The organism is Paraburkholderia sp. J69-1 (genome assembly GCF_905220255.1).
Taxonomy (GTDB): domain Bacteria; phylum Pseudomonadota; class Gammaproteobacteria; order Burkholderiales; family Burkholderiaceae; genus Paraburkholderia.
On record NZ_CAJMZG010000010.1, the window covers coordinates 160,595 to 181,119 of the forward strand.

Genomic DNA, 20,525 nt, shown 5'->3' on the forward strand with positions numbered 1-20,525 from the left:
ATACGTCAGCTCATCGTGCAGCGCAGCGAAAGGGCGTTCTCGCCTTACTGGCGCTGATAAATCTCCGCGCCTTGCTTGACGAATTCCACCGCCTTCACTTCCATGCCCTTTTTCAGGGCTTCTGCGTCGCTGACGCCTTGTTTGGCCGCGAAGTCGCGCACGTCCTGCGTGATCTTCATCGAGCAGAAGTGCGGGCCGCACATCGAGCAGAAATGCGCGACCTTGGCCGAGTCCTTGGGCAGCGTTTCGTCGTGGAATTCACGTGCCTTGTCCGGGTCGAGGCCGATGTTGAACTGGTCTTCCCAACGGAACTCGAAACGCGCCTTCGACAAGGCGTTGTCACGCACCTGCGCGCCCGGATGACCCTTGGCCAGATCGGCCGCATGCGCCGCGAGCTTGTACGTGATGATGCCTTCCTTCACGTCGTCCTTGTTCGGCAGGCCAAGGTGTTCCTTCGGCGTGACGTAGCAGAGCATCGCCGTGCCGAACCAGCCGATCATCGCCGCGCCGATGCCCGAGGTGATGTGATCGTAGCCCGGCGCGATATCGGTCGTGAGCGGCCCGAGCGTGTAGAACGGCGCTTCGTCGCACCATTCCAGCTGCAGGTCCATGTTTTCCTTGATGAGCTGCATCGGCACATGGCCGGGGCCTTCGATCATTACCTGTACGTCGTGCTTCCACGCGATCTGCGTGAGCTCGCCCAGTGTTTTGAGTTCGCCCAGTTGCGCTTCGTCGTTGGCGTCGTAGATCGAGCCGGGGCGCAGGCCGTCGCCCAGCGAAAAGCTCACGTCGTATTCCTTCATGATTTCGCAGATCTCTTCGAAATGCTCGTAAATGAAGGACTCCTTGTGATGTGCGAGACACCACTTGGCCATGATCGAGCCGCCGCGCGACACGATGCCCGTCATGCGGTTGGCCGTCAGCGGCACGTATTGCAGACGCACGCCCGCGTGAATCGTGAAGTAATCGACGCCTTGCTCGGCCTGTTCGATCAGCGTGTCGCGGAACATCTCCCACGTCAGGTCTTCGGCCTTGCCGTTGACCTTTTCGAGCGCCTGATAGATCGGCACCGTGCCGATCGGCACCGGCGAATTGCGGATGATCCACTCGCGCGTTTCGTGAATGTGCTTGCCGGTCGACAGATCCATCACCGTGTCGCCGCCCCAGCGGATCGCCCAGGTCATCTTGTCGACTTCCTCGCCGATCGAGGACGTCACCGCCGAATTGCCGATATTCGCGTTGATCTTCACGAGGAAGTTACGGCCGATGATCATCGGCTCGCTTTCCGGGTGGTTGATGTTGGCGGGAATGATCGCGCGGCCGCGGGCGATTTCTTCGCGCACGAATTCCGGCGTGATTTCCTTGAGCGCATCCTTGCCGAAGGCAGCGGCACCGAACGCCTGGCCCGGATGCTGGCGGCCCATCATGGCGGCGAGCTTCGCGCCGTTCGGGCCGCTGGTCTTGAGGCTTTCGAGGTATTCGGCGCGGCGCTGGTTTTCGCGGATGGCGATGTATTCCATCTCGGGCGTGATGATGCCCTGACGCGCGTAGTGCATCTGCGTGACGTTCTTGCCCGCTTGTGCGCGGCGCGGCGTGCGGTGCAGGCCGGGGAAACGCAGCTCGGCGGTGGCCGGATCGGCGGCGCGCTCGCGGCCGTAATCGGAGGAGAGACCGGGCAGCGCTTCGGTGTCGCCGCGCTTTTCGATCCATGCCTGACGCACGGCGGGCAAGCCTGCGCGAATGTCGATCTTCGCTTCGGGATCGGTGTACGGACCCGAGGTGTCGTAGACGTAGATCGGCGGATTCTTTTCGCCGCCGAAGCCCGTGGGCGTATCGGCCTGCGTGATCTCGCGCATCGGCACGCGGATGTCCGGCTGCGAACCGGTCACGTAGATCTTGCGGGAATTGGGCAGCGGCGCAATCGCGGCTTCGTCGACGTGCGCGTTGGCGGAAATGAACTTGGGATTCGCGTTCATGCGTCTCTCTCCATGCAATGCAAAGTGGGAACTACGGCTTCGCAGGAGACGAGACGGAACGTGGACGGACCTCGCAATGAGGATGGGTGCAGGCGGTAATGCGTGTCTTGCTGCAAGGTCCGGACGCTTCCCTGCGCTGGCATTATCCAGATCAGGTTCAAAGGGTATTTCTCACCCGCGAAATACGCTGCCTGACGCTATTCGTGTGAACAGTTCGAAGCGGCGCATAACGCAGGACCCCCGCGTAAGCAGGCCAAACGATACACCGCGCTGCGACACTCTGGCAAGTGCCTTTGCGCGAGGGAATGTGCTGCGTACACGCGGAATTCGCGCGCGCGACCTATATAGGAGAGAACGCGTTTTTGACGCGAAAAAGGGCGAAAAACGAGGCGAAAAAACTTCTCGATGGACTGCGCCGGGCGCCTCGGCGGGCTCGTTGACCGGCGCAATCGCGCATCACAGCACGAAGTCGTCGGCGGCTTCGGGCTGGAACAGGATGCGCGAAATTTTCAGCGTTTCGACGGCGCCGCTGGGCGGTGTGAAGCGCACGGTTTCGCCGCGTTTCGCGCCGAGCAGCGCCAGTCCTGCGGGCGAAAACACGTTGAGACGGCCTTGATCGACGCTGGCGTTGGCCGGGTAGACGACCGTCCAGGTGACGGCTTCGCCAGTGCGATCGCTCACCAGCGTGACCTGCGAATTCATGGTGACGATATTGGCGGCAATTTCGCGCGAATCGACGATCTCGGCGCGTTCGAGCAGTTCGTCGAGCATCAGTTGGCGCGCGGGCGCGGCGCCGGTTTCGGCGGCGCATTTTTCGAGGCGGGCGAGATCGAGCTCGGTCAGATAACGGATTTTCTTCGACATGGGATTCTCCTTTGCGATCCAGATGAAGCGGCCTTCAGGGAAGGCCTCGATAGGGCGTACGGGATCGGCCCGGAGCCCGACTGAACGGCTCCGGCAAAGGAGGGTGGTTCAGTGCGGACGCCGGGCGAAGGCGAGCGGGGCCGGCAGGCCGGAAGGGCGTCGCAGCGCGCACGCGCGCGCCGCCACCGGGCGCGCGGCGCGCGGTGGAAGCGAGGCGAAAAACGCAGGCAGCGGACGCATGATGAATGTAATGACAATGAAAGAATGTGACATCCTAGCACGGTCTCAAAATGGCGCATCGACCTGGCATGAAGCGACGGTTTTCTGTCTTCGCACGACATCGCTGCGCCCTTATTTCGCGACCGTTGCGCGCGCGCTGCGCGTCGGCGCATAAAGCACGTTCGCGGCGTCCGCAACGCGGCGCCTTGTTGCATAATGCGTGGCGCCCGTTCCGGGTATTTCGGGCGGCTTTCGACCGGCTTGCAATTTCCTGTGTGGCTTGGTCGTGTGCTGCTCTGGTGCGCTTACTTTCGCGTCTCCTACTCTCTCTCGTCGCCTCCATCATGCCGTCGCGCTTTATTCGTCCCGTCCCTGGTCTGGCGGGGCGTTCGCGGTTAGCCCTCTGGTTTGTCTCCCGTTCTGCGGCGGTGCAATGACGATGCCGCCCCGTTTGCCTTCCGGTTCGTCCATCAGCCCGTATTTGCGCGGTTTCCTGCAGTTGCTCGGCACACTAGGCGCGCACAGCTGGCGTCTCGCGCGCAGCGTGCGGCTGCCGCAGACGCGCGGCGGTCGCGTCGCGCTGGCGCTGGCCGTCGTGTACTTCGTCTGGGGTTCGACCTATCTCGCCGTGCATGTGGCGCTCGAATCGTTCCCGCCGCTGCTGCTCTCCGGGCTGCGTAACCTGCTGGCGGGCATCGGCCTGTTCGTATTCGCGATGCGACGGCGCCCCGTCATGCCCACGCTCACGCAGATCCGCAATGCCGGCGTGGTCGGCACGATGCTCGTGGGGCTGTCGAGCGGCATGCTGGCCTACGGCATGCGCACGGTCGGCACCGGCACGGCGGCGGTGATGGTCGCAACGGTGCCCTTGTTCGCCACGCTGATCGCGGCGGCTGCCGGGCGGCGCGTCGCCAAAGGCGAATGGGCCGCGGTGGGGCTGGGCCTTGTCGGCATCGCGATCCTGAGCCACGGCGGCGGCGCAAGCGGAACGGCCGGCGGCAGTCTGGCGATTCTGGGCGGCGCGTTGTTCTGGGCGATCGGCGCGCATCTGGCCGGGCGGCTCGAATTGCCTGCCGATCTCTTTATCGCCACGGCACTGCAGATTGGCCTGGGCGGCGGGATTTCGACGCTCGTGGCGATCGTCACCGGCGAGCGCATGGGCGCGCTGCATTTTGTGCCGTTCGTCGCCTTTGGCTATCTGATGCTGATCGGTACGATGGCCGCGTATGTTGCCTACGGTTATCTGATCCGCAATACCAGCCCGATCGTGGCCAGTAGCTGCATGTATGTGAATCCAGTGGTGGCAGTGGCGTTGGGCGCGCTCACGCTGGGCGAACCGATTACCCATTCCACGATCATCGCGACCGTGCTGATTCTGGGCAGCGTGGGCCTTTCGTTCGTATTCGACGATCGTCGGCGCGCGTCATGAAGGTCTTTCTGCCACATTTCGCAGGCTGCGAAAATCATTCGGATTGCAGATTAACCCGATTAACGGCGCTGTCCAATAACGCCATTTAACGCGATCCGGCGCTGCCTGAAAAGGCAGCGCCGAACGCGCAGCGAGTGCATTTCAACGGCACTCAACCGCCGTTTCCATACCCCGCATATCACGCCTGCCGAGCCGCGTTACTTGGCTTGCTCGGCGGTATTCGTGATGGCGTGACCGCCCGCGGACATATCCTGGCCAGCGCCTGCAACGGTGTTGCAGGCCGCCAGCGCCGCGGCCGACGCGGCAACGAGAAGCAAGGCAATCAGGCGTTTCATGAGGGAATCTCCACGGATTAAGGGAGACCTCCTACAGCACGCCGCGTGCCTGACCTCCGTGCGAACCCGTGCAGCACGCGTGCAACGCCTTCAGGCCCACCCTTTGCGCTTGGGACGGACAGCAGTCAGTCGTCCCCACCGTTCAAGGAGAGTCAGATGTCGAAGTCACACGCTGCGTTTGAATTTGACCTGAAGCGCGTGCGCGAAGAGGCGCGCCGCAATCTGGATCAGGGTTCCGTCACCCCGAGCTATCGTGCCGATCGCGAGGCCGTGCTCAAGCTCCTCAACGATTCGCTCGCCACCGAACTGGTCTGCGTGCTGCGCTACAAGCGCCACTATTTCATGGCGAAGGGCATCGAATCGGAAGCCGTTGCGGCCGAATTTCTCGAGCATGCCAACGAAGAACAGCAGCACGCGGACATGCTAGCCGCGCGCATCGTGCAACTGGGCGGCGAGCCGGATTTCGCGCCCGCGCACCTGAGCGAGCGCTCGCATTCGGAATACAAGGAAGGCAAGGATCTGCACGACATGATCCGCGAAAACCTGATTGCCGAGCGCATCGCCATCGATAGTTATCGCGCGATCATCCAGTATCTCGGCGATACCGACACCACCACGCGCCGCATCTTCGAAGAGATTCTGGCGGTGGAGGAGGAGCACGCCGACGATATGACCGATCTGCTCGATTCGGGCCGTTAGGCCCGGCGCTGTGCGACTGGATCGGCGAATGAAACGGTGATCAAAGCGCCTGCGCGCTCGCGTCCAGACGCGGGCGCGTGGCGAAATGAATCCACGCGGCGAGCGCGCTGAATGCGAGCCCGGCCACGCACATGCCCACCCAGCCGAAGGCGTGCCACGTGGCCGCGCCGACGGCCGAGCCGGTTGCGCCGCCGATGAAGTAGCACACCATGAACACGGTATTCACGCGGCTGCGCGCTTCGGGGCGCAGCGCGTAAATGCGCGACTGGTTCGAGATCTGGGCGGCCTGCACACCCACGTCGAGCACCACCACGCCGATCACGAGTCCGATCAGGCTCTTGCCCGAGAACGCGAAAATCACGAATGCGATGGCGATCAGCGCGATCGACAGCGTGATGACGGCACGCGGGCCGCGTTTATCGGCGGAACGGCCGGCCCACGGCGCGGCCAGCGCGCCCGCCGCACCGACGATGCCGAACAGCCCCGCAACCTGCGGCCCGAGATGGAACGGCTCGCCCGCGAGCAGCAGCGTGAGCACGGGCCAGAACAGGCTGAAGGCGGCGAAGAGACACGCGCCTGTTGCCGACGCTTCGCGCAGGCCGCGCAACTCCACCACCAGATGCCACATCGAGCCGATCAGCTTGCCGTAGCTGAGCGTCGAAGTCGGCTTGCTCTTCGGCAACTTCTTGACGATGACCACCGCAAGCAGGAGCAGCGCGATGATCGACGCGCCAAACACCGCGCGCCAGCCGAAGTACTGTCCGACAAAACCGGCCGCCGTGCGCGCGAGCAGAATGCCGAGCAGCAGCCCGCTCATCACCGTGCCGACCGCATGGCCGCGCGCTTCGGGCGGCGCGAGTTCGGCCGAAAACGGCACCGCCTGCTGCGCGATGGTCGACAGCACGCCGATGGCGAGACTCGCGCCGATCAGCACGGGCAGCGTCGGTGCGAAGGTCGCGGCCAGCAGCGCGAGGCAAAGCAGGCCGATCTGCAGAAGGATGATGCGGCGGCGGTCGAAGCGGTCGCCCAGCGGCGCGAGCAGCAGCATGCCGGCGGCGTAGCCGAGTTGCGTCGAGGCCGGCACGGCGCCGATCCAGGCCGCGCCGGACGGGAATGCCTTGCGGAAGTCGTCGAGCAGCGGCTGGTTGTAGTAGATGTTCGCGACCGAGATGCCCGCGATGGTGGCGAGCAGGAGCAACAGGCCGCGCAGCGACTGGCTTTCGCCAGCGGATGCGGAATCGGGTGTGGACATGGACACGGGGCTACGAGCGCGGGCAAAGCCCGCCAGAACGGGAAAGTGCGGAACAGCGGCCCGGACGAACCGGGGCGTGCCGATGATACCGGAGCCCGTGGGTTCGTGCTGGCGGCCGCTTCCGTGGCGATGCCGACCGATGCCGCCCGCCTGCCGCGTCAGGCGATCAGTTCGCCCGACGGCTCGTGGAACGGGTAGGGGCCGTCCGCATCGTCGACATAGGCGTGATGGGTGACGATGCCGCGCGCCGCGTCGTAGCGATGCAGCGCGAACGCGGGCGGCTCGAGCGTAAAGGTGGAAGGCGCATCCGGCGCGAGATCGAGCGTCACCTGATGCGCGGGCGCCGGCACGGCACTGGCGATGGTGCCGCCAAAGCGCACGAACATCGGCCGGTGCACGTGGCCGCAGAGCACGCGCTCGACGTTCGGGTGGCGCGCGATCAGCGCTTCGAGCGCACGCGCGGCGGTTTCGTCCAGGCGGATCGAGTCCATATGGGCGATGCCGCAATCGAAGGGCGGATGATGCAGCGCGACGATCACCGGTTTGCCGCGCGCCGCGTCCAGCTGCTGTTCGAGCCACGTCAGCCGGGCCGCGCAAAGCGTGCCGCCGCTCTCGCCGGGCGACATCGAATCGAGCGCGATCAGGCGCAGCGGCCCGAGATCGATGGCGTATTGCACGAACTCGCCGCCTGCACGCAACTCCGCGCGCTCCGGGAACACTTCGCGCAGCCCTTCGCGGCCGTCGTGATTGCCGATCAGCACCCAGCAAGGCATGCGCAACGGCGCGAGCAGCGTCTTGAGATGGCGATATTCGTCGGCGTGGCCGCGATCGACCAGATCGCCGGTCACGAGCACGGCATCCGGGCGCGGCGAGAGCGCATTCAGGCGCTCGACCGTGCGTGTGAGACTGGCGGCCGTATCGACGCGCCGATACGCGAGCGCGCCCGGTTCCTTGATGTGCAGATCGCTGATTTGCGCGAGCAGCATGGTGACCTCGATCAATTCTCGATTGTAAAAATTACGCGAGCGCGATGAGCGCTTCGGGCGCGATGGCAATGCCCACGCGCGTGCCGCGCGCGAGTTCGATGCGACCGGCGACATCGACGAAAAGCGCATCGGGCGCGGCGCCGCCGATGGTCAGCCGCGTGCGCTCGCCGAGGAAGGTCGCCTGTTCGATTACGCCGCGCAGCGGCGCGTGGGCGGGATCGGCGAGCGTGGCGTCTTCGGGGCGGAAGAACAGTTCGGCCGCGCCCGAAGCGGGGCGCGCGCTGGCGTCGAGCGTGCCGCCCGAAGTCACGAGCGCGCCGTCGCGCCATTGTCCTGCGATCCGGTTGAGCGTGCCGACGAACTGCGCGACCGCGCGGCTCGCGGGCTGGTAATAGATCTCGCGCGGCGTGCCGATCTGCTCGATGCGGCCCGCGCTCATCACGACGATGCGGTCGCCCAGCTCCATCGCCTCGGCCTGATCGTGCGTGACGTAGACCGTGGTGACGCCCAGCTCGCGCAGCAGCGTGTTCATCTCGCCGCGCAGTGCATCGCGCAAACGCGCGTCGAGCGCGGTGAGCGGCTCGTCGAGCAGCAGCACGCGCGGACGCGGCGCGAGCGCGCGCGCCAGGGCGACACGCTGGCGCTGCCCGCCCGAAAGCTGGCCGATGGGTTTCTCGGCGTGGGCTTCGAGACGCATCATGGCGAGCAGTTCGTCCACGCGCGCGCGGGCGTCGGCGGCGGGAACGCGGGCGATCTTCAGACCGTAGCCGATATTGCCGCGCACGTTCAGGTTCGGAAACAGCGCGTAGTTCTGGAACACCATGCCGACCTTGCGGCGCTCGATGGGCAGCGCGGTGACGTCGTCGTCGCCGAATTGCACGCGGCCGCCCGCATCGGGCGTTTCAAGGCCGGCGATCAAACGCAGCGTCGTGGTCTTGCCGCAGCCCGACGGGCCGAGCAGCACCAGCGTTTCCCCCGCGTCAATCGACAGATCGAGCGGTTCCAGCACGCGGGCCCCGCGATAGGTCTTGCCGCATTGCGTGAGCGCAATCGGCATCGAATCGAGTTTCATTGGGAATCCTGATGAGTGTGCTTTGCGGCTTGATCACGCTTGCGTGTGCCCGTGCCCGGCGTCTGTGCGCCGAACCATTGCATCGCCACGAGTAGCGGCATCGTCATCACGAAGAAGAGCAGGGTGTAAGCGCTGCCGATCTCGATACGCATCGACGCATAGGTATCGGCGAGGCCGACGGGCAGCGTTTTCGTATCGGGCGTGTGCAGCATCCACGTGAGATTGAATTCGCCGATGGATAGCGTAAGCACGGCGAGCGCGCCCGCCAGAATGCCCGGCCGCGCATTGGGCAGCACGATCGTGAAGAAGCGCTGCACGAAATGCGCGCCGAGGCTGGCGGCGCCTTCTTCGAGCGTGCGCAGATCCGCGGCGGCGCACACGGCGGCGACCGGACGCACCATGAACGGCAGCGTGAAAACCACATGACCCACGACGATAAAAGCCGCGCTCATGCGAAACGCGGAGAAGCCGCCGTACACCACCAGCAGCGCGAGCGCCGAAGCGAGTCCGGGCAGCGCAACCGGCATCACCAGCAACTCTTCGATTAGACGCGAAAACCGCGTGCGGCTGCGTGCGAGCGCGTAGCCTGCGGGCACGCCGGTCAGGAGCGTGATCGCGAGCGTCGCGGCCGCCACTTCCAGCGAGAGGAACACCGAGTCGTGATACTGGGTCCAGACTGCTTCGAGCCAGCGCAGCGTGAGGCCGCTCGCCACGCCGCGAAAGTAGTTCACGGTGAGGCCCGCGACGATCGACATCACCACGGGGATGACGAGAAACGCGCAGGTGAGGAGCGTGACAAACCACTGCGCCGCAGCGATCCACGTGCGTGCGGAGGGCAGGGCGAGGCGGCGCCTCGCGACCGGCGCGTCGGTTCTGATGAGCGTACTCATGCCGTCGCCGCCACGGCAGCGCCTGTGAGGCTGCGCGCGATCATCAGCACGGCCCACGTCACGACGCCGAGCACGATCGACAGGCCTGCCGCCGTGACCATGTTCGCGTTGAGCGTGAACTCGGTGTAGATCGTCATCGGCAAGACGTCGATATCGGTGGCGAGCGTGAAGGCGGTGCCGAACGCGCCCATCGCGGTTGCGAAGCAGACGGCGCCCGCCGCGATCAGTCCCGGCGCGAGCGCGGGCAGGATCACATCGCGCGTGACGCGCCACGAGGAGGCGCCCAGCGAGCGCGCGGCTTCTTCGAGCGAGGTGTCGAGCTGGCTGGCGCTGGCCATCACCGTGACGATCACGCGCGGAATCGAAAAGTAGAGATAGCCCAGGAACAGGCCCGCCATCGAATAGGCAAACACCCAGCGCTCGCCGGTCAGACGCATGGCGAGCGCGCCGATCAAGCCCTGGCGCCCGGCCAGCATGATGACCATGAAGCCGACGACCACGCCCGGAAACGCCAGCGGAAACGTCAGCAGCGCGACCAGCAGGCGACGCCCCGTGAATTCCCGGCGCGCGAGCAGCAGGCCGCAGATCGTCGAGAGCACGAGTGTGGCCACGGTGACCGCCGCCGACAGCAGCACGGTCTGCAGCAGGCTCGCCATGTAGCGGCCATTAGTCAGGAGTACACGATAAGTGCCGATCAGATGACCATCGGCGCTGACCTGAACGAGGACCACCATCGGCAGCAGCCAGAAGGCGAGAAACACCGCGAGCGCGGGCGCGACGAGCGCCACGCGCCAGCGCAGCGGAAAGGTGAGATCGTGCATGAAAGACGAAAATGACCAGAACGAAGACAGTGTTAATGCATGATCTGCAGATAGCGCTCGCCGAATGCGCGCTGCTGCGCTGCCATCTTCGCGAAATCGACAGGCTTGGCGCGCGCATAGTCGCTGGCGGGCAGGAACTTCGCGGCGGCTTCGGGCGATAGCGTGTTCGCGCGCACGGGACGCAGATACGCGCTGGCCCAAAGCTTCTGGCCTTGATCCGAGAGCACGAAATCCAGCACTTTCTTGCCGTTCTGCGCGTGCGGCGCGTTCTTCACAAGACTCATCACATAGGGCACCGAGATCGTGCCTTCGGCGGGAATCACGAATTCCACATTGGCGTGATCCTTGTACCTGGCGCGATAGGCGTCGAAGTCGTAATCGAGCAGGATCGGAATCTCGCCCGAGAGCACGCGCGCGTAGGCGGTCTGCTTCGGCACGATCGGCTGGTTCGCCTTGAGCTTGCTGAACCACGTGAAGGCCGGCTGGAAGTTGTCGAGCGTGCCGCCGAGCGCAAGATTCACCGCCACGGCGCCCGCATAGCCCACGAAAGCACTCGACGGATCGAGGTAGCCGATCATGCCTTTGTATTCGGGCTTGAGCAGATCGGCCCACGAGCGCGGCACCGGTCGCCCTTCGAGCGCGTCCTTGTTGACGAAGAAACCCAGCGTGCCCGAATGGATCGCGAACCAGTAGCCTTGCGGGTCCTTGAGGTTGGCCGGAATCTCGTCCCAGTGCGCGGGTTTGTATGGCGCGATGACGCCTTTGTCCTTCGCCTGGAACGCGGAAGACACGCCCAGATAGACGACATCGGCGACCGGGCTTTTCTGCTCGGCCATCAATTGCGCGATCGACTGGCCGGAGTTCTTGTTGTCGAACGGCACGCGAATGCCGGTCTGACGCTGGATCGCCTGGATCTGGCTCGCCCAGTCGGCCCATTCGGGCGGGCAGTTGTAGCAGATGGCGGTTTCGTCGGCGTGGACCGGCGTCGAGGCGCTCGATGCGGCGAATCCTGCGGCAAGCGCGAGCGTGACGCTGAGCGCCGTGCTGGCGGAGTGGACGAAGCGGGCGAAGCGGCGTATCACGTCGAGGCTCCTGTGCGGATGGGCGGCATGGTGTGTCGAGGCGTTTGGCCACGCGCGCGGGCACGCCGTTCTAGCGGCGCGCGGCGCGTGGCACGTCGAAAAAAGGCTTAGCCGAGCGCGACGCCCCGGCCGCTGACGCCAGCGCGCAACGCGCCGCTGCCCGTCGCGATGGCCGCGATCGTGCCGCCTTCGCGCAGCGTGTGCGCCAGCGTGAGATCGAGCGTCGGGCCCACGTATTCGCCGCTGATGCGCGCCATCAGACGCTGCCAGGCGGCGCGGCCGATTTCGCCGTTGGGCGTGCCGATGCTCGCGAGCGGCGGCGCGAGCAGTTCGCTCATCGCCAGGCCGTCGAAGCCGAGAATCGACATGTCCTGCGGCACGCGCATGCGCGCGCGGCGCAGACCGCGCATCACCACCATCGCCAGCAGATCGTTGCTGCAAAAGAGCGCCGTGGGGCGCGCAGGTCCCGTGCTCAGATGCGCGAGCACCGAAGGCGCGAGCGCTTCGGCATTGAAGTCGATTTCCAGCGCGGGCGCGGGTGTGAGGCCGGCCTGTTCCATCGCGTGGGCATAACCGGCGTAGCGCTGGCGCGCGCGGTCCGATGCCGAGAGCGTGCCCGCAAGCATCAGGATGCGCCGGTGGCCGTGCGCGATCAGCATGCGCACGCCGTCACAGGCGGCCTGGTGATTGTCGACCGATACCGAAGGGCGGCGCGTCGTGTCGTTGTGCATGAGCACGTAGAGCGGGCCATCGGCGTCGAGTTCGTCGAGCAGCGGGTGGGTATCCGCATCGGCGACCGTGAGGATCAGGCCTTCCACCCGTTGCGCGCGCAACGTTTCGATTGCGTGGCGCTCGCGCTGGGCGTCGTATTGCGTCGTCATCAGCATCAGGCGAAAGCCCTGTGCCGAAGCCAGTTCGTCGATGCCCTGCAGGCATTCGGCGAACACGGGATTGGCGAGCGTCGGCAACACCACGCCGATCAGGCGCGTGCGCTCGCCGCGCAGCTGGCGGCCGATCGGGCTGGGGCGAAACTTGAGTGCGTCGATGGCTTCGCGCACCTTGGCGAGTGTCACGGGATTGACCGTGTGCGGCGCATTGATCGCCCGGGAAACCGTGGCGATCGAAAAACCGGCGTGTGCGGCGACATCCTTGATGGTTGGCGTCATGCGGGCGGCCCGAGCGTTGTAAACGTTTTCGATGCGGCCGATTATGGAAAGCGCATGTGACCGCGCGATGAACGCCAGATGACGGCGGATGACCGGCGGCGCTTGGGAGGGTGCGCGGGGCAGTGGTAGAATGCCGTCCGCCCTGCCGGCGTGATGAAATTGGTAAACATAGCGGACTTAAAAACAGATTGAGTGCCCAGCCGGAAACGGCCGGTGCAGAACCCCTCAAATTCGGCGAACCCCCTGGAACCAGGCGACGCGCAAGCGTGCGGTTACCGAGGCAACGCCGAGCCAAGCCGGCTGACGCGCAAGCGTCGGCATGGAAGGTGTAGAGACTAGACGGGGGGCGCCTAAGGTTCGAAGGTTTGGGCCGCTGCAAAGCGCGCACAAGTTTTCAGGCTAGGGCGAAGGCATAGTCCAGCGCACGAACGCCGCTTGTTGCTTTAAGTTGTTTGCACAGCGCGCGGCGTCTAAAGACGTAGTGTGACGAAAATCCGCCGCCTCACGGCTTACCGGTTCAAGTCCGGTCGCCGGCACCAGGGCCACCTGGATACGCTTCGCAAGAAGCCCTGAAACCCGCACAGGCGTCATGCCTTGCGGGTTTTTTGTTTTCTGCTGCGCAATGGGGCGAAAAGACGTGGCCAGCTGACGGGCCGATCGAGAAACCGCAAACGTTGGCGGTGTCGTGCGAGGAAGTGGAGTCGCGGTGCCCGGCTTGTGCGTGCTGCGACGATCCGGGATCAGTGTGCGCCGCGCGCGATCAGCGGCTGCCGATCTGGCCAGTGCGAGGGTTCACGAGCCGTGCAAATCCGAACAATGCGGCAATGCCAAGCGGCGAAGCGATAAAGAAAGCGGTCAGCATGATACGAAGTGAGACAAACCGTAACAAAGTGTGTCTCAAGTGTAGCGCGCCGATGCAATTTGAGTATCAGGGAGAACGACAACAAACTATTGTGCGATCGTAAGATTCGGGAAGGTTTGCGGCGGGGCAGAAGACGGGGAAGGCGGCTGGACGGGGCTTTGCGCGATTTGTGAAAATACGGCTTAAATGCAGTCGAAGATTACTTCTACAGACTGGGTCGTGACGCCGCGCAAGCCTTCGCTGTGGACCTCGACGGTATGCAGTTCTTTCTTGCGCTTGTGGCAGTAGGCCTCGGCTTCCTTCATGCCGGCGCTGCGCACGTGATTCCAGGACACGATGTCCCAGCGCGCACGGCTGGTGACCGAAAGATGTCCGTCCTGTCTCGAATTGATACCGGTCACCGATGTGCATGCCGTCAGCATGCCGAGTCCGAGCAACAGGATGCCACCTTTCATAGAGTCCCCCCTGATTGCGCACCATTGTCGCCGCCAAACGTCGGCATTGGCAACCCGAAACAAAGGTTTGCAGACGTTGGATTACCGGAGGGCAAGACGAGGCGGCGTGCGCTTGAGCGGCGCACGCGAGGGAAGATCCGGACAAAGCCGGAAGGTGAACACGCTAATCGACACGCCGGAATGACGTGATTCGCCGCGCGCAATCCCGCTAATAAGCAGGACGATGCGCGCGGAGCCTGCTATCGGCACTCAGCCAGCGTTCAGCCGAGCCGGATTCAGTCGTGTGCGACGACCTTGCCGACCTGTGCCTGACCGGACACGAGGCACGAGGACATGAAGTTCTCGCCCTGGCTACGCGCGCCGAGCGTGCTGAAGCCGCGCGCCAGCGCCTCCAGCCGAACCAGTTCGGAGCCCTTCGCGCAGGACACCGAGCCGCCCTCGTGCGCCTGCACACGAGTCAGCACGCGGTTCCCGACGAGGAGTGCGAGGATGATGACGATGCCAATGTTGAATACCTGTCTCATGATTTCGTCTCCTTGTGCGTTCAGACTAGCTCAGGCTTTGCGCCGATGAATCCAGGAGTTTCCCGGCGATGCGGTGCAGCACATGCGGCGCGGAAAAACACCTTGAATTTCAGCGCAAAGATGCTTCGGCATCCTGCTGTTATCGGGGTCGATCCGCTTTGCCTTGCGCAGTAAGGCAGCGCGCCGGAAGCCATTAAAACGAGACAGGCATTGCAACGCAGCAATGGCGCATTGCGTCACTCCGCTTGTCTGCTAACCAATGTAATCCCGGACAAAAATAATCGTGCGTGGCAGATCGCCCCGGCCACATTCGCGACGATATCGCGGTTTGACGAGGATCAGTTTCGCGCGCGCTTATGGCGGCGATCATCGCATCGGAAACGATTGTGAGGATCGCCTGGCGAATCTTGAAATGCGGGCGCCGATGTTGCACCATCGACGGTCCGGTCCTCTTTTCTCATGCGAGGTGAGTCATGCAGTTGATTGGCATGATGGATTCCCCCTACGTGCGACGTGTCGCAATCGCGCTTCACGTGCTGGAGATGCCGTTCGAGCATCGCAGCCTCTCGGTGTTCGGCCAGTACGATGAATTCGCGCAGATCAATCCGGTCGTCAAGGCACCCACGTTCGTCGACGACGACGGCACCGTGCTGATCGACTCCACGCTGATCCTCGATTACCTCGACCATAAAGTGCCCGCTGCGCGCCGCCTTCTGCCGCAGGAAACGCAGGAGCGCACCTTTGCGCTGCGCGTGAACGGCTTCGCGCTGGCGGCCATGGAGAAGACCGTGCAGCAGGTCTACGAGCGCCGCCTGCGGCCCGAGGAGCGGCAGCACGAGCCCTGGTTCGCCCGCGTGAATGCGCAGATGCACGCGGCGTGGGCGGTGCTCGACAAACTGCTGACGGGGCGCGAAGGCTGGCTGTGCGCCGGCCGGATCACGCAGGCCGATATCACGGCGGCGGTGGCGTGGCGGTTCACGCAGTTCGTGTTGCCGGATTCGGTCGATCCGGCCCGATATCCGGCTGTGGCAGCGCTGTCCTTGCGGGCGGAGGCCTTGCCGGCGTTTGTCGCGACGCCGCTGGCTTGATGCGACGAGCGGCGTTGGCCGTCCGCGCCTTGCTGTGTCGCTCGAACAGCCCGCTCTAACAACGATTGTTCGAGTTTGACGACAAGTGACTTCGCGCTCGGCCCATTTATCGGCGGACGCTACATTCCTAGAATGCTCCCATGTCAATACCGCTGCGTCACGAAGGCGTAGCGGGTGTAGCGGGAGCCGTCATGAAAGACTTTATCGAACGACAACTTTATCAGCCAGCGCTGGTCCTGCCGATGGTGGACCTGATGCAGCTGATGGTGTCGCTCGACTTCAACATGGGCCAGATCGGGCTGCTGGTTGCGACGCGCGGCGCGCGCGCCGCCTTCCAGCGCTCGCGCGATCTCTGGTGCGCGAGCCACGGCTGTGCAGCGCCTGGCGAAAGCGTGCACTGACCGGCCCTTGTTCGACTGTCTTTCCTGAGCGCTACGCCTGACGCAAAGATCGCCTGAATCAACGCTTCCCCCCCGACGCGCAGCGGCATCGCCCGTTTGCTGTTGTGCTGTCACCCTGTAAGCCACCCCATGATCCGGGGTGGCTCTTTTTTTGCCGTTTTCCCGGCATAAAGACTTCACGGACGCGCTCGCGCGGCGCGGGACGCCCCCGGCGTACCATGACGCGAACGTATTCCGGTGCGCGCGGCATGCGACGTGCGCGCTGGGTGTTCCTCACGCGAAGGAGAGCGGCATGGCACAGCGATTCGATGCGATTGTCATCGGCACGGGGCAGAGTGGTCCGCCGCTGGCCGTGCGGCTTGGCGCGAGCGGGCGCAAAACGGCGGTCATCGAGCGCGCGGCGTTCGGCGGCACTTGTGTGAATGTCGGTTGCACGCCGACCAAGGCTTACGTGGCCTGCGCGCGTGCCGCCCATGTGGCGCGCCACGCAGGCGATTACGGCGTGAACATCGGACCGGGTGGCCATCACAGCGATGTGAGCGTCGATCTCGCCTTCGTGAAAGCGCGCAAGGACCGCATCATCGGCGCCTCGCGCGATGGCGTGGAGCGCTGGCTGCGCGACGCGCAGAACGTCACCGTGCTGCAAGGACACGGGCGCTTTACCGGGCCGAATACGGTGAGCGTGATGTCCGAAGGCGGGCAGACCGAGACGCTCGAAGCCAGCGAAATCTTCATCAATACCGGTACGCGCGCCGCGGTGCCGGCGGTGTCCGGGCTCGAACGCATCTGGTACGAAACCAATTCGACGATCCTCTCGCTCACCGAATTGCCCACGCATCTGGCGATCTGCGGCGGCAGCTATGTGGCGCTGGAATTCGCGCAGATATTCCGCCGGTTCGGCAGCCGCGTGACGGTGCTGGTGCGCGGCGAGCGCATTCTCGCGCGCGAGGACGACGATGTCGCGAAGGCCGTGCAGGACGTGCTGGTGAGCGAAGGCGTGGAGTTTCGTTTCGGAAACGCGCCGGATAGCGTGGCGCCGCTGGGCGCGACGCCCGCGCATGGCATCCGCATCGCGCTGGGCGGCGAAACGCTCGACGTCTCGCATCTGCTATTCGCCACCGGTCGCATTCCCAATACCGACGATCTCGGCCTCGAAGCCGCGGGCATCGAGTGCGACACGCACGGCCTGATTCCCGTCGATGGCCAGTTGCGCACGCGTGTGCCGGGCGTCTGGGCGATCGGCGATGTGAACGGGCGCGGCGCCTTTACGCATACCTCTTATGACGATTACCAGATCGTCGCGGCGAATCTGCTGGACGGTGCGCACCGCAGCGCCGACACGCGCATTCCCGCCTACGCCGTGTTCGTCGACCCGCCGCTCGCGCGCGTGGGCGCAAGCGAGCGCGAAGTCCGCGCGAGCGGCAAGCCGGCGCTGATCGCCACCTTGCCGATGTCGCGCGTCGGCCGCGCACGCGAGCGCGGCGAGACGGCGGGTTTCATGAAAGCGCTGGTCGATGCGCAGACGCAGCGCATCCTGGGCGCGATGATCTTCGGCATCGAAGGCGACGAGGCGATCCACACTTTCATCGACACCATGACGGCCGACGCGCCCTGCACGACGCTGCAATTCGCGATGCACGTCCATCCGACCGTGAGCGAACTCGTGCCGACCCTGCTCGACGGGTTGAGGCCGCTCGTATGAGCGGCGCGTCGAATCTGTTCGAAGGGATCGACGCCCATGCGCGCGAGGAAGTGTTCGAGCGTCTCGTTGCGCAGGATGGCGTGCTGATCGAGCGGATCGTCTCGACCGGGCAGGCGAGCCCGGCGGGCTTCTGGTACGACGATCCGCGCGACGAGTGGGTGGTGCTGCTGTCCGGCGCGGCGGAACTGGAATTCGACGACCGGCGCATGCGCCTGACACCCGGCGATCATGTGCACATTCGCGCGCATTGCCGGCATCGCGTCGCGTGGACGGACCCGCAGACGCCAACCGTGTGGCTCGCCGTATACTTCGGCGCATGATCCGCGCGTCGTGTGACGTGCGCCTATTTCCGCCGATCCAGACCAGCCCATGCCTCATCGAAAACCGCTACGCGTCGCGCTTGTTTCCGATACGCACAATCTCGTGCGTCCCGAGCTGCTGGCCTTTGTGCAAGGCTGCGATGCGATCGTCCACGCAGGCGATATCTGCGACGCCGCCGTGCTCGATCAGCTTCGTGCGGTTGCGCCGCTCACCGCCGTGCGCGGCAACAACGATCGCGGCGCGTGGGCCGAAGCGCTGCCGGTGCAGACGGTCGTGGAGATCGGCGGCGTGGCGATCGTGGTCGTCCACGAGTTGCCCGATCTGCGCGGCGATCCCGCCTCGCAGGGCATTGCCGTGGTCGTGAGCGGTCACTCGCACAAGCCCTCGCAGGACACGCGCGACGGCGTGCTCTATGTGAATCCGGGCAGCGCGGGGCCGCGCCGCTTCTGGTTGCCGATCACCGCCGCGATGCTGACGATCGGAAACGACGGCGCATTGCAGGTCGAACACAGCCAGCTGATCGACTAGATTCGCTAAGCTTCGATAAGCGCAGACGCAAAAAAGGCCAGCTCGAAGCTGGCCTTTTCATTGATTTCCGATCGGAAATGTTCGGCTTACACGCGCGCGGGCATGGCGGCGTAGTCGTCGTCCATCTCGCGGGCGAGACGCACGCCGCGCAGGACGGCATGGGCTTCGGCCTTGGTGCTGACGATCGGCGCCGAACCCGGCAGCGGGCGGCGCGCCGTTTCGTGCAGCGCCAGCACCGAGATGATGCCGACCACGGCCGCGCCCATCAGGTAGTACGCGGGCATCATCAGATTCTGCGTGTGCTCGACCAGCCAGGCGGCGACCAGCGGCGTCGTACCGCCGAACAGCGACACTGAAACATTGAAGCCAATCGCCAGCGCGCCGTAGCGGATCGCCGTCGGGAACAGCGCGGGCAGCGCCGAAGGCATCACGCCCGTGAAGCACGACAGCAGCGTGCCCAGGATCAGCAGGCCGAAGAACACCGGCAGGACAGCGCCCGTCTGGATCAGCGTAAGCGACGGAATCGCCAGCACGATCAGACCCACGCAGCCCGCGAGCATCACCGGCTTGCGGCCGATGGCGTCGGACAGACGGCCGAAGGCGATCGTCATCGGCACCATCAGCACCATCACGGCGAGCACGAGGAACAGACCGTGCGTTTCGTCGAAGTGCAGCGTCGCCGACAGATAGCTCGGCAGATACGACAGCGCCATGTAATCGGTCACGTTGAAGATCAGCACGAGGCCCACGCACAGCAGGAAGGGGCGCAGATGCTGCGTGAGCAGCGAGTGCAGCGTGAGCTTGGGACGCGACACTTCTTCGGCTTCGCGCAGTTCGACTTCACGCTTGAAGGTTGGCGTTTCCTCGAGCTTCGTGCGGATGTACAGACCCACGATGCCGAGCGGCCCGGCGATCATGAACGGCACGCGCCAGCCCCAGTCGAGCAGTTGCTGATGCGAGAGCAGGGCGGTCAGCACCGCGACCGTGCCTGCGCCGAACACGTAGCCCACCATCGTGCCGCACTCCAGGAAGCTGCCCATGAAACCGCGGCGCTTGTCGGTGGCGAATTCGGCGATGAAGGTGGCTGCGCCGCCGTACTCGCCGCCGGTCGAGAAACCCTGCACGAGACGCGCGACCAGCAGCAGCACGGGCGCGGCGATACCGATCGAGTGATACGACGGGATCAGGCCGATGGCGAAGGTGCCGCAGGCCATCATGATCATCGTCATCGCGAGCACGCGCTGGCGGCCGATGCGGTCGCCGAGCGGGCCGAACACCATGCCGCCGATCGGACGCACGAGGAAGGCGGCCGCGAAGGTGCCGAAGGTAGCGATCAACTGCGCCGACGGGCTGCTCGACGGGAAGAACACCTGGCCGAGCGTGACGGCGATGTAGCTATAGACGCCGAAGTCGAACCATTCCATGGCGTTACCGAGCGCCATGGCGCCGACGGCGCGTTTGAGGAGGCTTTTGTCGACGATCGTAATGTCGTCGAGCGTAAGGTCGGATTGGGCCGACGAGCCGGAAGTGGAAGCGGTCAAGGTCTGCATCTCCAATGACTGCGACGAACTCCAGAAGAGCTCGCCACGGTTGCCGGAGAGTGCCGTTTCGCGATAGCGGCCGATGATGGCTGCGGGTCGCGCGGGAACGCCGCAAATGGGAACGTCCGGTCCGGCTGCGGCGTTGGCGTGCAGGCGGTGCGCGAGTGGCATGCTGAATGTCGCGAAACGACACTCGATCAAATTGTGCGTATGCGTTGCGCCTGCGTGGCCTTGTTGGGGGGCAGGGCGCATGTGACGCTGGACCAGCACGAGGGTGCCCGGTGAAGCGTCGCTGAAACGAAAAAGAATGTC

The 20,525-nt window shown here is 64.8% G+C and carries 20 protein-coding genes and 1 riboswitch; of the genes, 7 read left to right on the forward strand and 13 right to left on the reverse strand.

Going from position 1 to position 20,525, the window contains the following annotated elements; translation table 11 throughout:
* Nucleotides 1–44: 44 nt before the first annotated feature.
* Complete coding sequence (thiC, locus tag U5A67_RS19920) at nt 45–1,976, reverse strand: phosphomethylpyrimidine synthase ThiC (protein ID WP_205984980.1); 1,932 nt, start codon at nt 1,974–1,976, stop codon at nt 45–47.
* 110 nt (nt 1,977–2,086) lie between these two features.
* Nucleotides 2,087–2,228: riboswitch (TPP riboswitch) on the reverse strand.
* A 204-nt stretch (nt 2,229–2,432) separates the two neighbouring features.
* Nucleotides 2,433–2,840, reverse strand: a complete 408-nt coding sequence (locus U5A67_RS19925; RefSeq protein ID WP_321814550.1) for a GreA/GreB family elongation factor — start codon at nt 2,838–2,840, stop codon at nt 2,433–2,435.
* 652 nt (nt 2,841–3,492) lie between these two features.
* On the opposite strand from U5A67_RS19925, the gene U5A67_RS19930 reads away from it, so the two are divergent.
* Entirely contained in the window at nt 3,493–4,488 is a 996-nt protein-coding gene (locus U5A67_RS19930; RefSeq protein WP_321814549.1) for an EamA family transporter, read from the forward strand.
* Between the two features lie 197 nt (nt 4,489–4,685).
* Here the strand turns inward: U5A67_RS19930 and U5A67_RS19935 are convergent, their stop codons facing one another.
* Nucleotides 4,686–4,823 carry an entericidin A/B family lipoprotein gene (locus U5A67_RS19935; protein WP_205984984.1) on the reverse strand — a complete coding sequence of 46 codons (138 nt, stop codon included), beginning with the start codon at nt 4,821–4,823 and terminating at the stop codon, nt 4,686–4,688.
* Nucleotides 4,824–4,979: 156 nt separating this feature from the next.
* Between U5A67_RS19935 and U5A67_RS19940 the strand changes: the two genes are divergently transcribed.
* Nucleotides 4,980–5,522, forward strand: coding sequence for a ferritin-like domain-containing protein (locus U5A67_RS19940; protein WP_205984986.1), 543 nt, complete (start codon nt 4,980–4,982; stop codon nt 5,520–5,522).
* A 40-nt stretch (nt 5,523–5,562) separates the two neighbouring features.
* Here U5A67_RS19940 and U5A67_RS19945 read toward each other — a convergent pair whose 3' ends face one another.
* From U5A67_RS19945 to U5A67_RS19985, 9 genes are all read right to left on the reverse strand, one after another.
* Complete coding sequence (locus tag U5A67_RS19945) at nt 5,563–6,774, reverse strand: MFS transporter (protein ID WP_321814548.1); 1,212 nt, start codon at nt 6,772–6,774, stop codon at nt 5,563–5,565.
* Nucleotides 6,775–6,932: 158 nt separating this feature from the next.
* On the reverse strand, nt 6,933–7,760 hold the full coding sequence (locus tag U5A67_RS19950; RefSeq protein WP_321814547.1) for a phosphodiesterase: 828 nt from the start codon (nt 7,758–7,760) through the stop codon (nt 6,933–6,935).
* 31 nt (nt 7,761–7,791) lie between these two features.
* On the reverse strand, nt 7,792–8,832 hold the full coding sequence (locus U5A67_RS19955) for an ABC transporter ATP-binding protein (RefSeq protein ID WP_321814546.1): 1,041 nt from the start codon (nt 8,830–8,832) through the stop codon (nt 7,792–7,794).
* The gene (locus tag U5A67_RS19960) at nt 8,829–9,722 is read right to left on the reverse strand and encodes an ABC transporter permease (RefSeq protein ID WP_321814545.1); all 894 of its coding nucleotides are present in this window, start codon (nt 9,720–9,722) and stop codon (nt 8,829–8,831) included. The genes U5A67_RS19955 and U5A67_RS19960 overlap by 4 nt, the downstream gene beginning before the upstream one ends.
* Nucleotides 9,719–10,543 (reverse strand): ABC transporter permease, encoded by an 825-nt coding sequence (locus U5A67_RS19965; RefSeq protein WP_321814544.1) that lies wholly within the window; start codon nt 10,541–10,543, stop codon nt 9,719–9,721. The genes U5A67_RS19960 and U5A67_RS19965 overlap by 4 nt, the downstream gene beginning before the upstream one ends.
* A 32-nt stretch (nt 10,544–10,575) precedes the next feature.
* The gene (locus U5A67_RS19970; RefSeq protein ID WP_321814680.1) at nt 10,576–11,622 is read right to left on the reverse strand and encodes an ABC transporter substrate-binding protein; all 1,047 of its coding nucleotides are present in this window, start codon (nt 11,620–11,622) and stop codon (nt 10,576–10,578) included.
* 110 nt (nt 11,623–11,732) lie between these two features.
* The gene (locus tag U5A67_RS19975) at nt 11,733–12,791 is read right to left on the reverse strand and encodes a substrate-binding domain-containing protein (RefSeq protein ID WP_321814543.1); all 1,059 of its coding nucleotides are present in this window, start codon (nt 12,789–12,791) and stop codon (nt 11,733–11,735) included.
* A gap of 1,044 nt (nt 12,792–13,835) precedes the next feature.
* A complete protein-coding gene (locus tag U5A67_RS19980) occupies nt 13,836–14,108 on the reverse strand; it encodes a hypothetical protein (protein ID WP_205985012.1) in 273 nt (90 codons plus the stop codon).
* 275 nt (nt 14,109–14,383) lie between these two features.
* Nucleotides 14,384–14,632, reverse strand: a complete 249-nt coding sequence (locus tag U5A67_RS19985; protein WP_205985014.1) for a hypothetical protein — start codon at nt 14,630–14,632, stop codon at nt 14,384–14,386.
* 473 nt (nt 14,633–15,105) lie between these two features.
* On the opposite strand from U5A67_RS19985, the gene U5A67_RS19990 reads away from it, so the two are divergent.
* The 5 genes from U5A67_RS19990 (at nt 15,106) to U5A67_RS20010 (ending at nt 18,672) form a co-directional block, all read left to right on the forward strand.
* Entirely contained in the window at nt 15,106–15,720 is a 615-nt protein-coding gene (locus U5A67_RS19990; RefSeq protein WP_321814542.1) for a glutathione S-transferase, read from the forward strand.
* Nucleotides 15,721–15,860: 140 nt separating this feature from the next.
* Nucleotides 15,861–16,121, forward strand: coding sequence for a hypothetical protein (locus tag U5A67_RS19995; RefSeq protein ID WP_415767876.1), 261 nt, complete (start codon nt 15,861–15,863; stop codon nt 16,119–16,121).
* 292 nt (nt 16,122–16,413) lie between these two features.
* On the forward strand, nt 16,414–17,823 hold the full coding sequence (locus U5A67_RS20000; protein WP_321814541.1) for an FAD-containing oxidoreductase: 1,410 nt from the start codon (nt 16,414–16,416) through the stop codon (nt 17,821–17,823).
* Nucleotides 17,820–18,143 (forward strand): cupin domain-containing protein, encoded by a 324-nt coding sequence (locus U5A67_RS20005; RefSeq protein ID WP_205985026.1) that lies wholly within the window; start codon nt 17,820–17,822, stop codon nt 18,141–18,143. Before U5A67_RS20000 ends, U5A67_RS20005 begins: the two co-directional genes overlap by 4 nt.
* Nucleotides 18,144–18,192: 49 nt before the next feature.
* Nucleotides 18,193–18,672, forward strand: a complete 480-nt coding sequence (locus U5A67_RS20010; RefSeq protein WP_321814540.1) for a metallophosphoesterase family protein — start codon at nt 18,193–18,195, stop codon at nt 18,670–18,672.
* A gap of 86 nt (nt 18,673–18,758) precedes the next feature.
* Here the strand turns inward: U5A67_RS20010 and proP are convergent, their stop codons facing one another.
* Nucleotides 18,759–20,213 carry a glycine betaine/L-proline transporter ProP gene (gene proP, locus U5A67_RS20015; protein WP_415767883.1) on the reverse strand — a complete coding sequence of 485 codons (1,455 nt, stop codon included), beginning with the start codon at nt 20,211–20,213 and terminating at the stop codon, nt 18,759–18,761.
* Between the last annotated feature and the right edge of the window lie 312 nt (nt 20,214–20,525).

Bases quoted from the DNA above. Each gene is read 5' to 3' on its own strand.
- thiC (WP_205984980.1), bottom strand. From the start codon at position 1,976: ATGAACGCGAATCCCAAGTTCATTTCCGCCAACGCGCACGTCGACGAA.
- U5A67_RS19925 (WP_321814550.1), bottom strand. From the start codon at position 2,840: ATGTCGAAGAAAATCCGTTATCTGACCGAGCTCGATCTCGCCCGCCTC.
- U5A67_RS19930 (WP_321814549.1), top strand. From the start codon at position 3,493: ATGACGATGCCGCCCCGTTTGCCTTCCGGTTCGTCCATCAGCCCGTAT.
- U5A67_RS19935 (WP_205984984.1), bottom strand. From the start codon at position 4,823: ATGAAACGCCTGATTGCCTTGCTTCTCGTTGCCGCGTCGGCCGCGGCG.
- U5A67_RS19940 (WP_205984986.1), top strand. From the start codon at position 4,980: ATGTCGAAGTCACACGCTGCGTTTGAATTTGACCTGAAGCGCGTGCGC.
- U5A67_RS19945 (WP_321814548.1), bottom strand. From the start codon at position 6,774: ATGTCCACACCCGATTCCGCATCCGCTGGCGAAAGCCAGTCGCTGCGC.
- U5A67_RS19950 (WP_321814547.1), bottom strand. From the start codon at position 7,760: ATGCTGCTCGCGCAAATCAGCGATCTGCACATCAAGGAACCGGGCGCG.
- U5A67_RS19955 (WP_321814546.1), bottom strand. From the start codon at position 8,832: ATGAAACTCGATTCGATGCCGATTGCGCTCACGCAATGCGGCAAGACC.
- U5A67_RS19960 (WP_321814545.1), bottom strand. From the start codon at position 9,722: ATGAGTACGCTCATCAGAACCGACGCGCCGGTCGCGAGGCGCCGCCTC.
- U5A67_RS19965 (WP_321814544.1), bottom strand. From the start codon at position 10,543: ATGCACGATCTCACCTTTCCGCTGCGCTGGCGCGTGGCGCTCGTCGCG.
- U5A67_RS19975 (WP_321814543.1), bottom strand. From the start codon at position 12,791: ATGACGCCAACCATCAAGGATGTCGCCGCACACGCCGGTTTTTCGATC.
- U5A67_RS19980 (WP_205985012.1), bottom strand. From the start codon at position 14,108: ATGAAAGGTGGCATCCTGTTGCTCGGACTCGGCATGCTGACGGCATGC.
- U5A67_RS19985 (WP_205985014.1), bottom strand. From the start codon at position 14,632: ATGAGACAGGTATTCAACATTGGCATCGTCATCATCCTCGCACTCCTC.
- U5A67_RS19990 (WP_321814542.1), top strand. From the start codon at position 15,106: ATGCAGTTGATTGGCATGATGGATTCCCCCTACGTGCGACGTGTCGCA.
- U5A67_RS19995 (WP_415767876.1), top strand. From the start codon at position 15,861: ATGTCAATACCGCTGCGTCACGAAGGCGTAGCGGGTGTAGCGGGAGCC.
- U5A67_RS20000 (WP_321814541.1), top strand. From the start codon at position 16,414: ATGGCACAGCGATTCGATGCGATTGTCATCGGCACGGGGCAGAGTGGT.
- U5A67_RS20005 (WP_205985026.1), top strand. From the start codon at position 17,820: ATGAGCGGCGCGTCGAATCTGTTCGAAGGGATCGACGCCCATGCGCGC.
- U5A67_RS20010 (WP_321814540.1), top strand. From the start codon at position 18,193: ATGCCTCATCGAAAACCGCTACGCGTCGCGCTTGTTTCCGATACGCAC.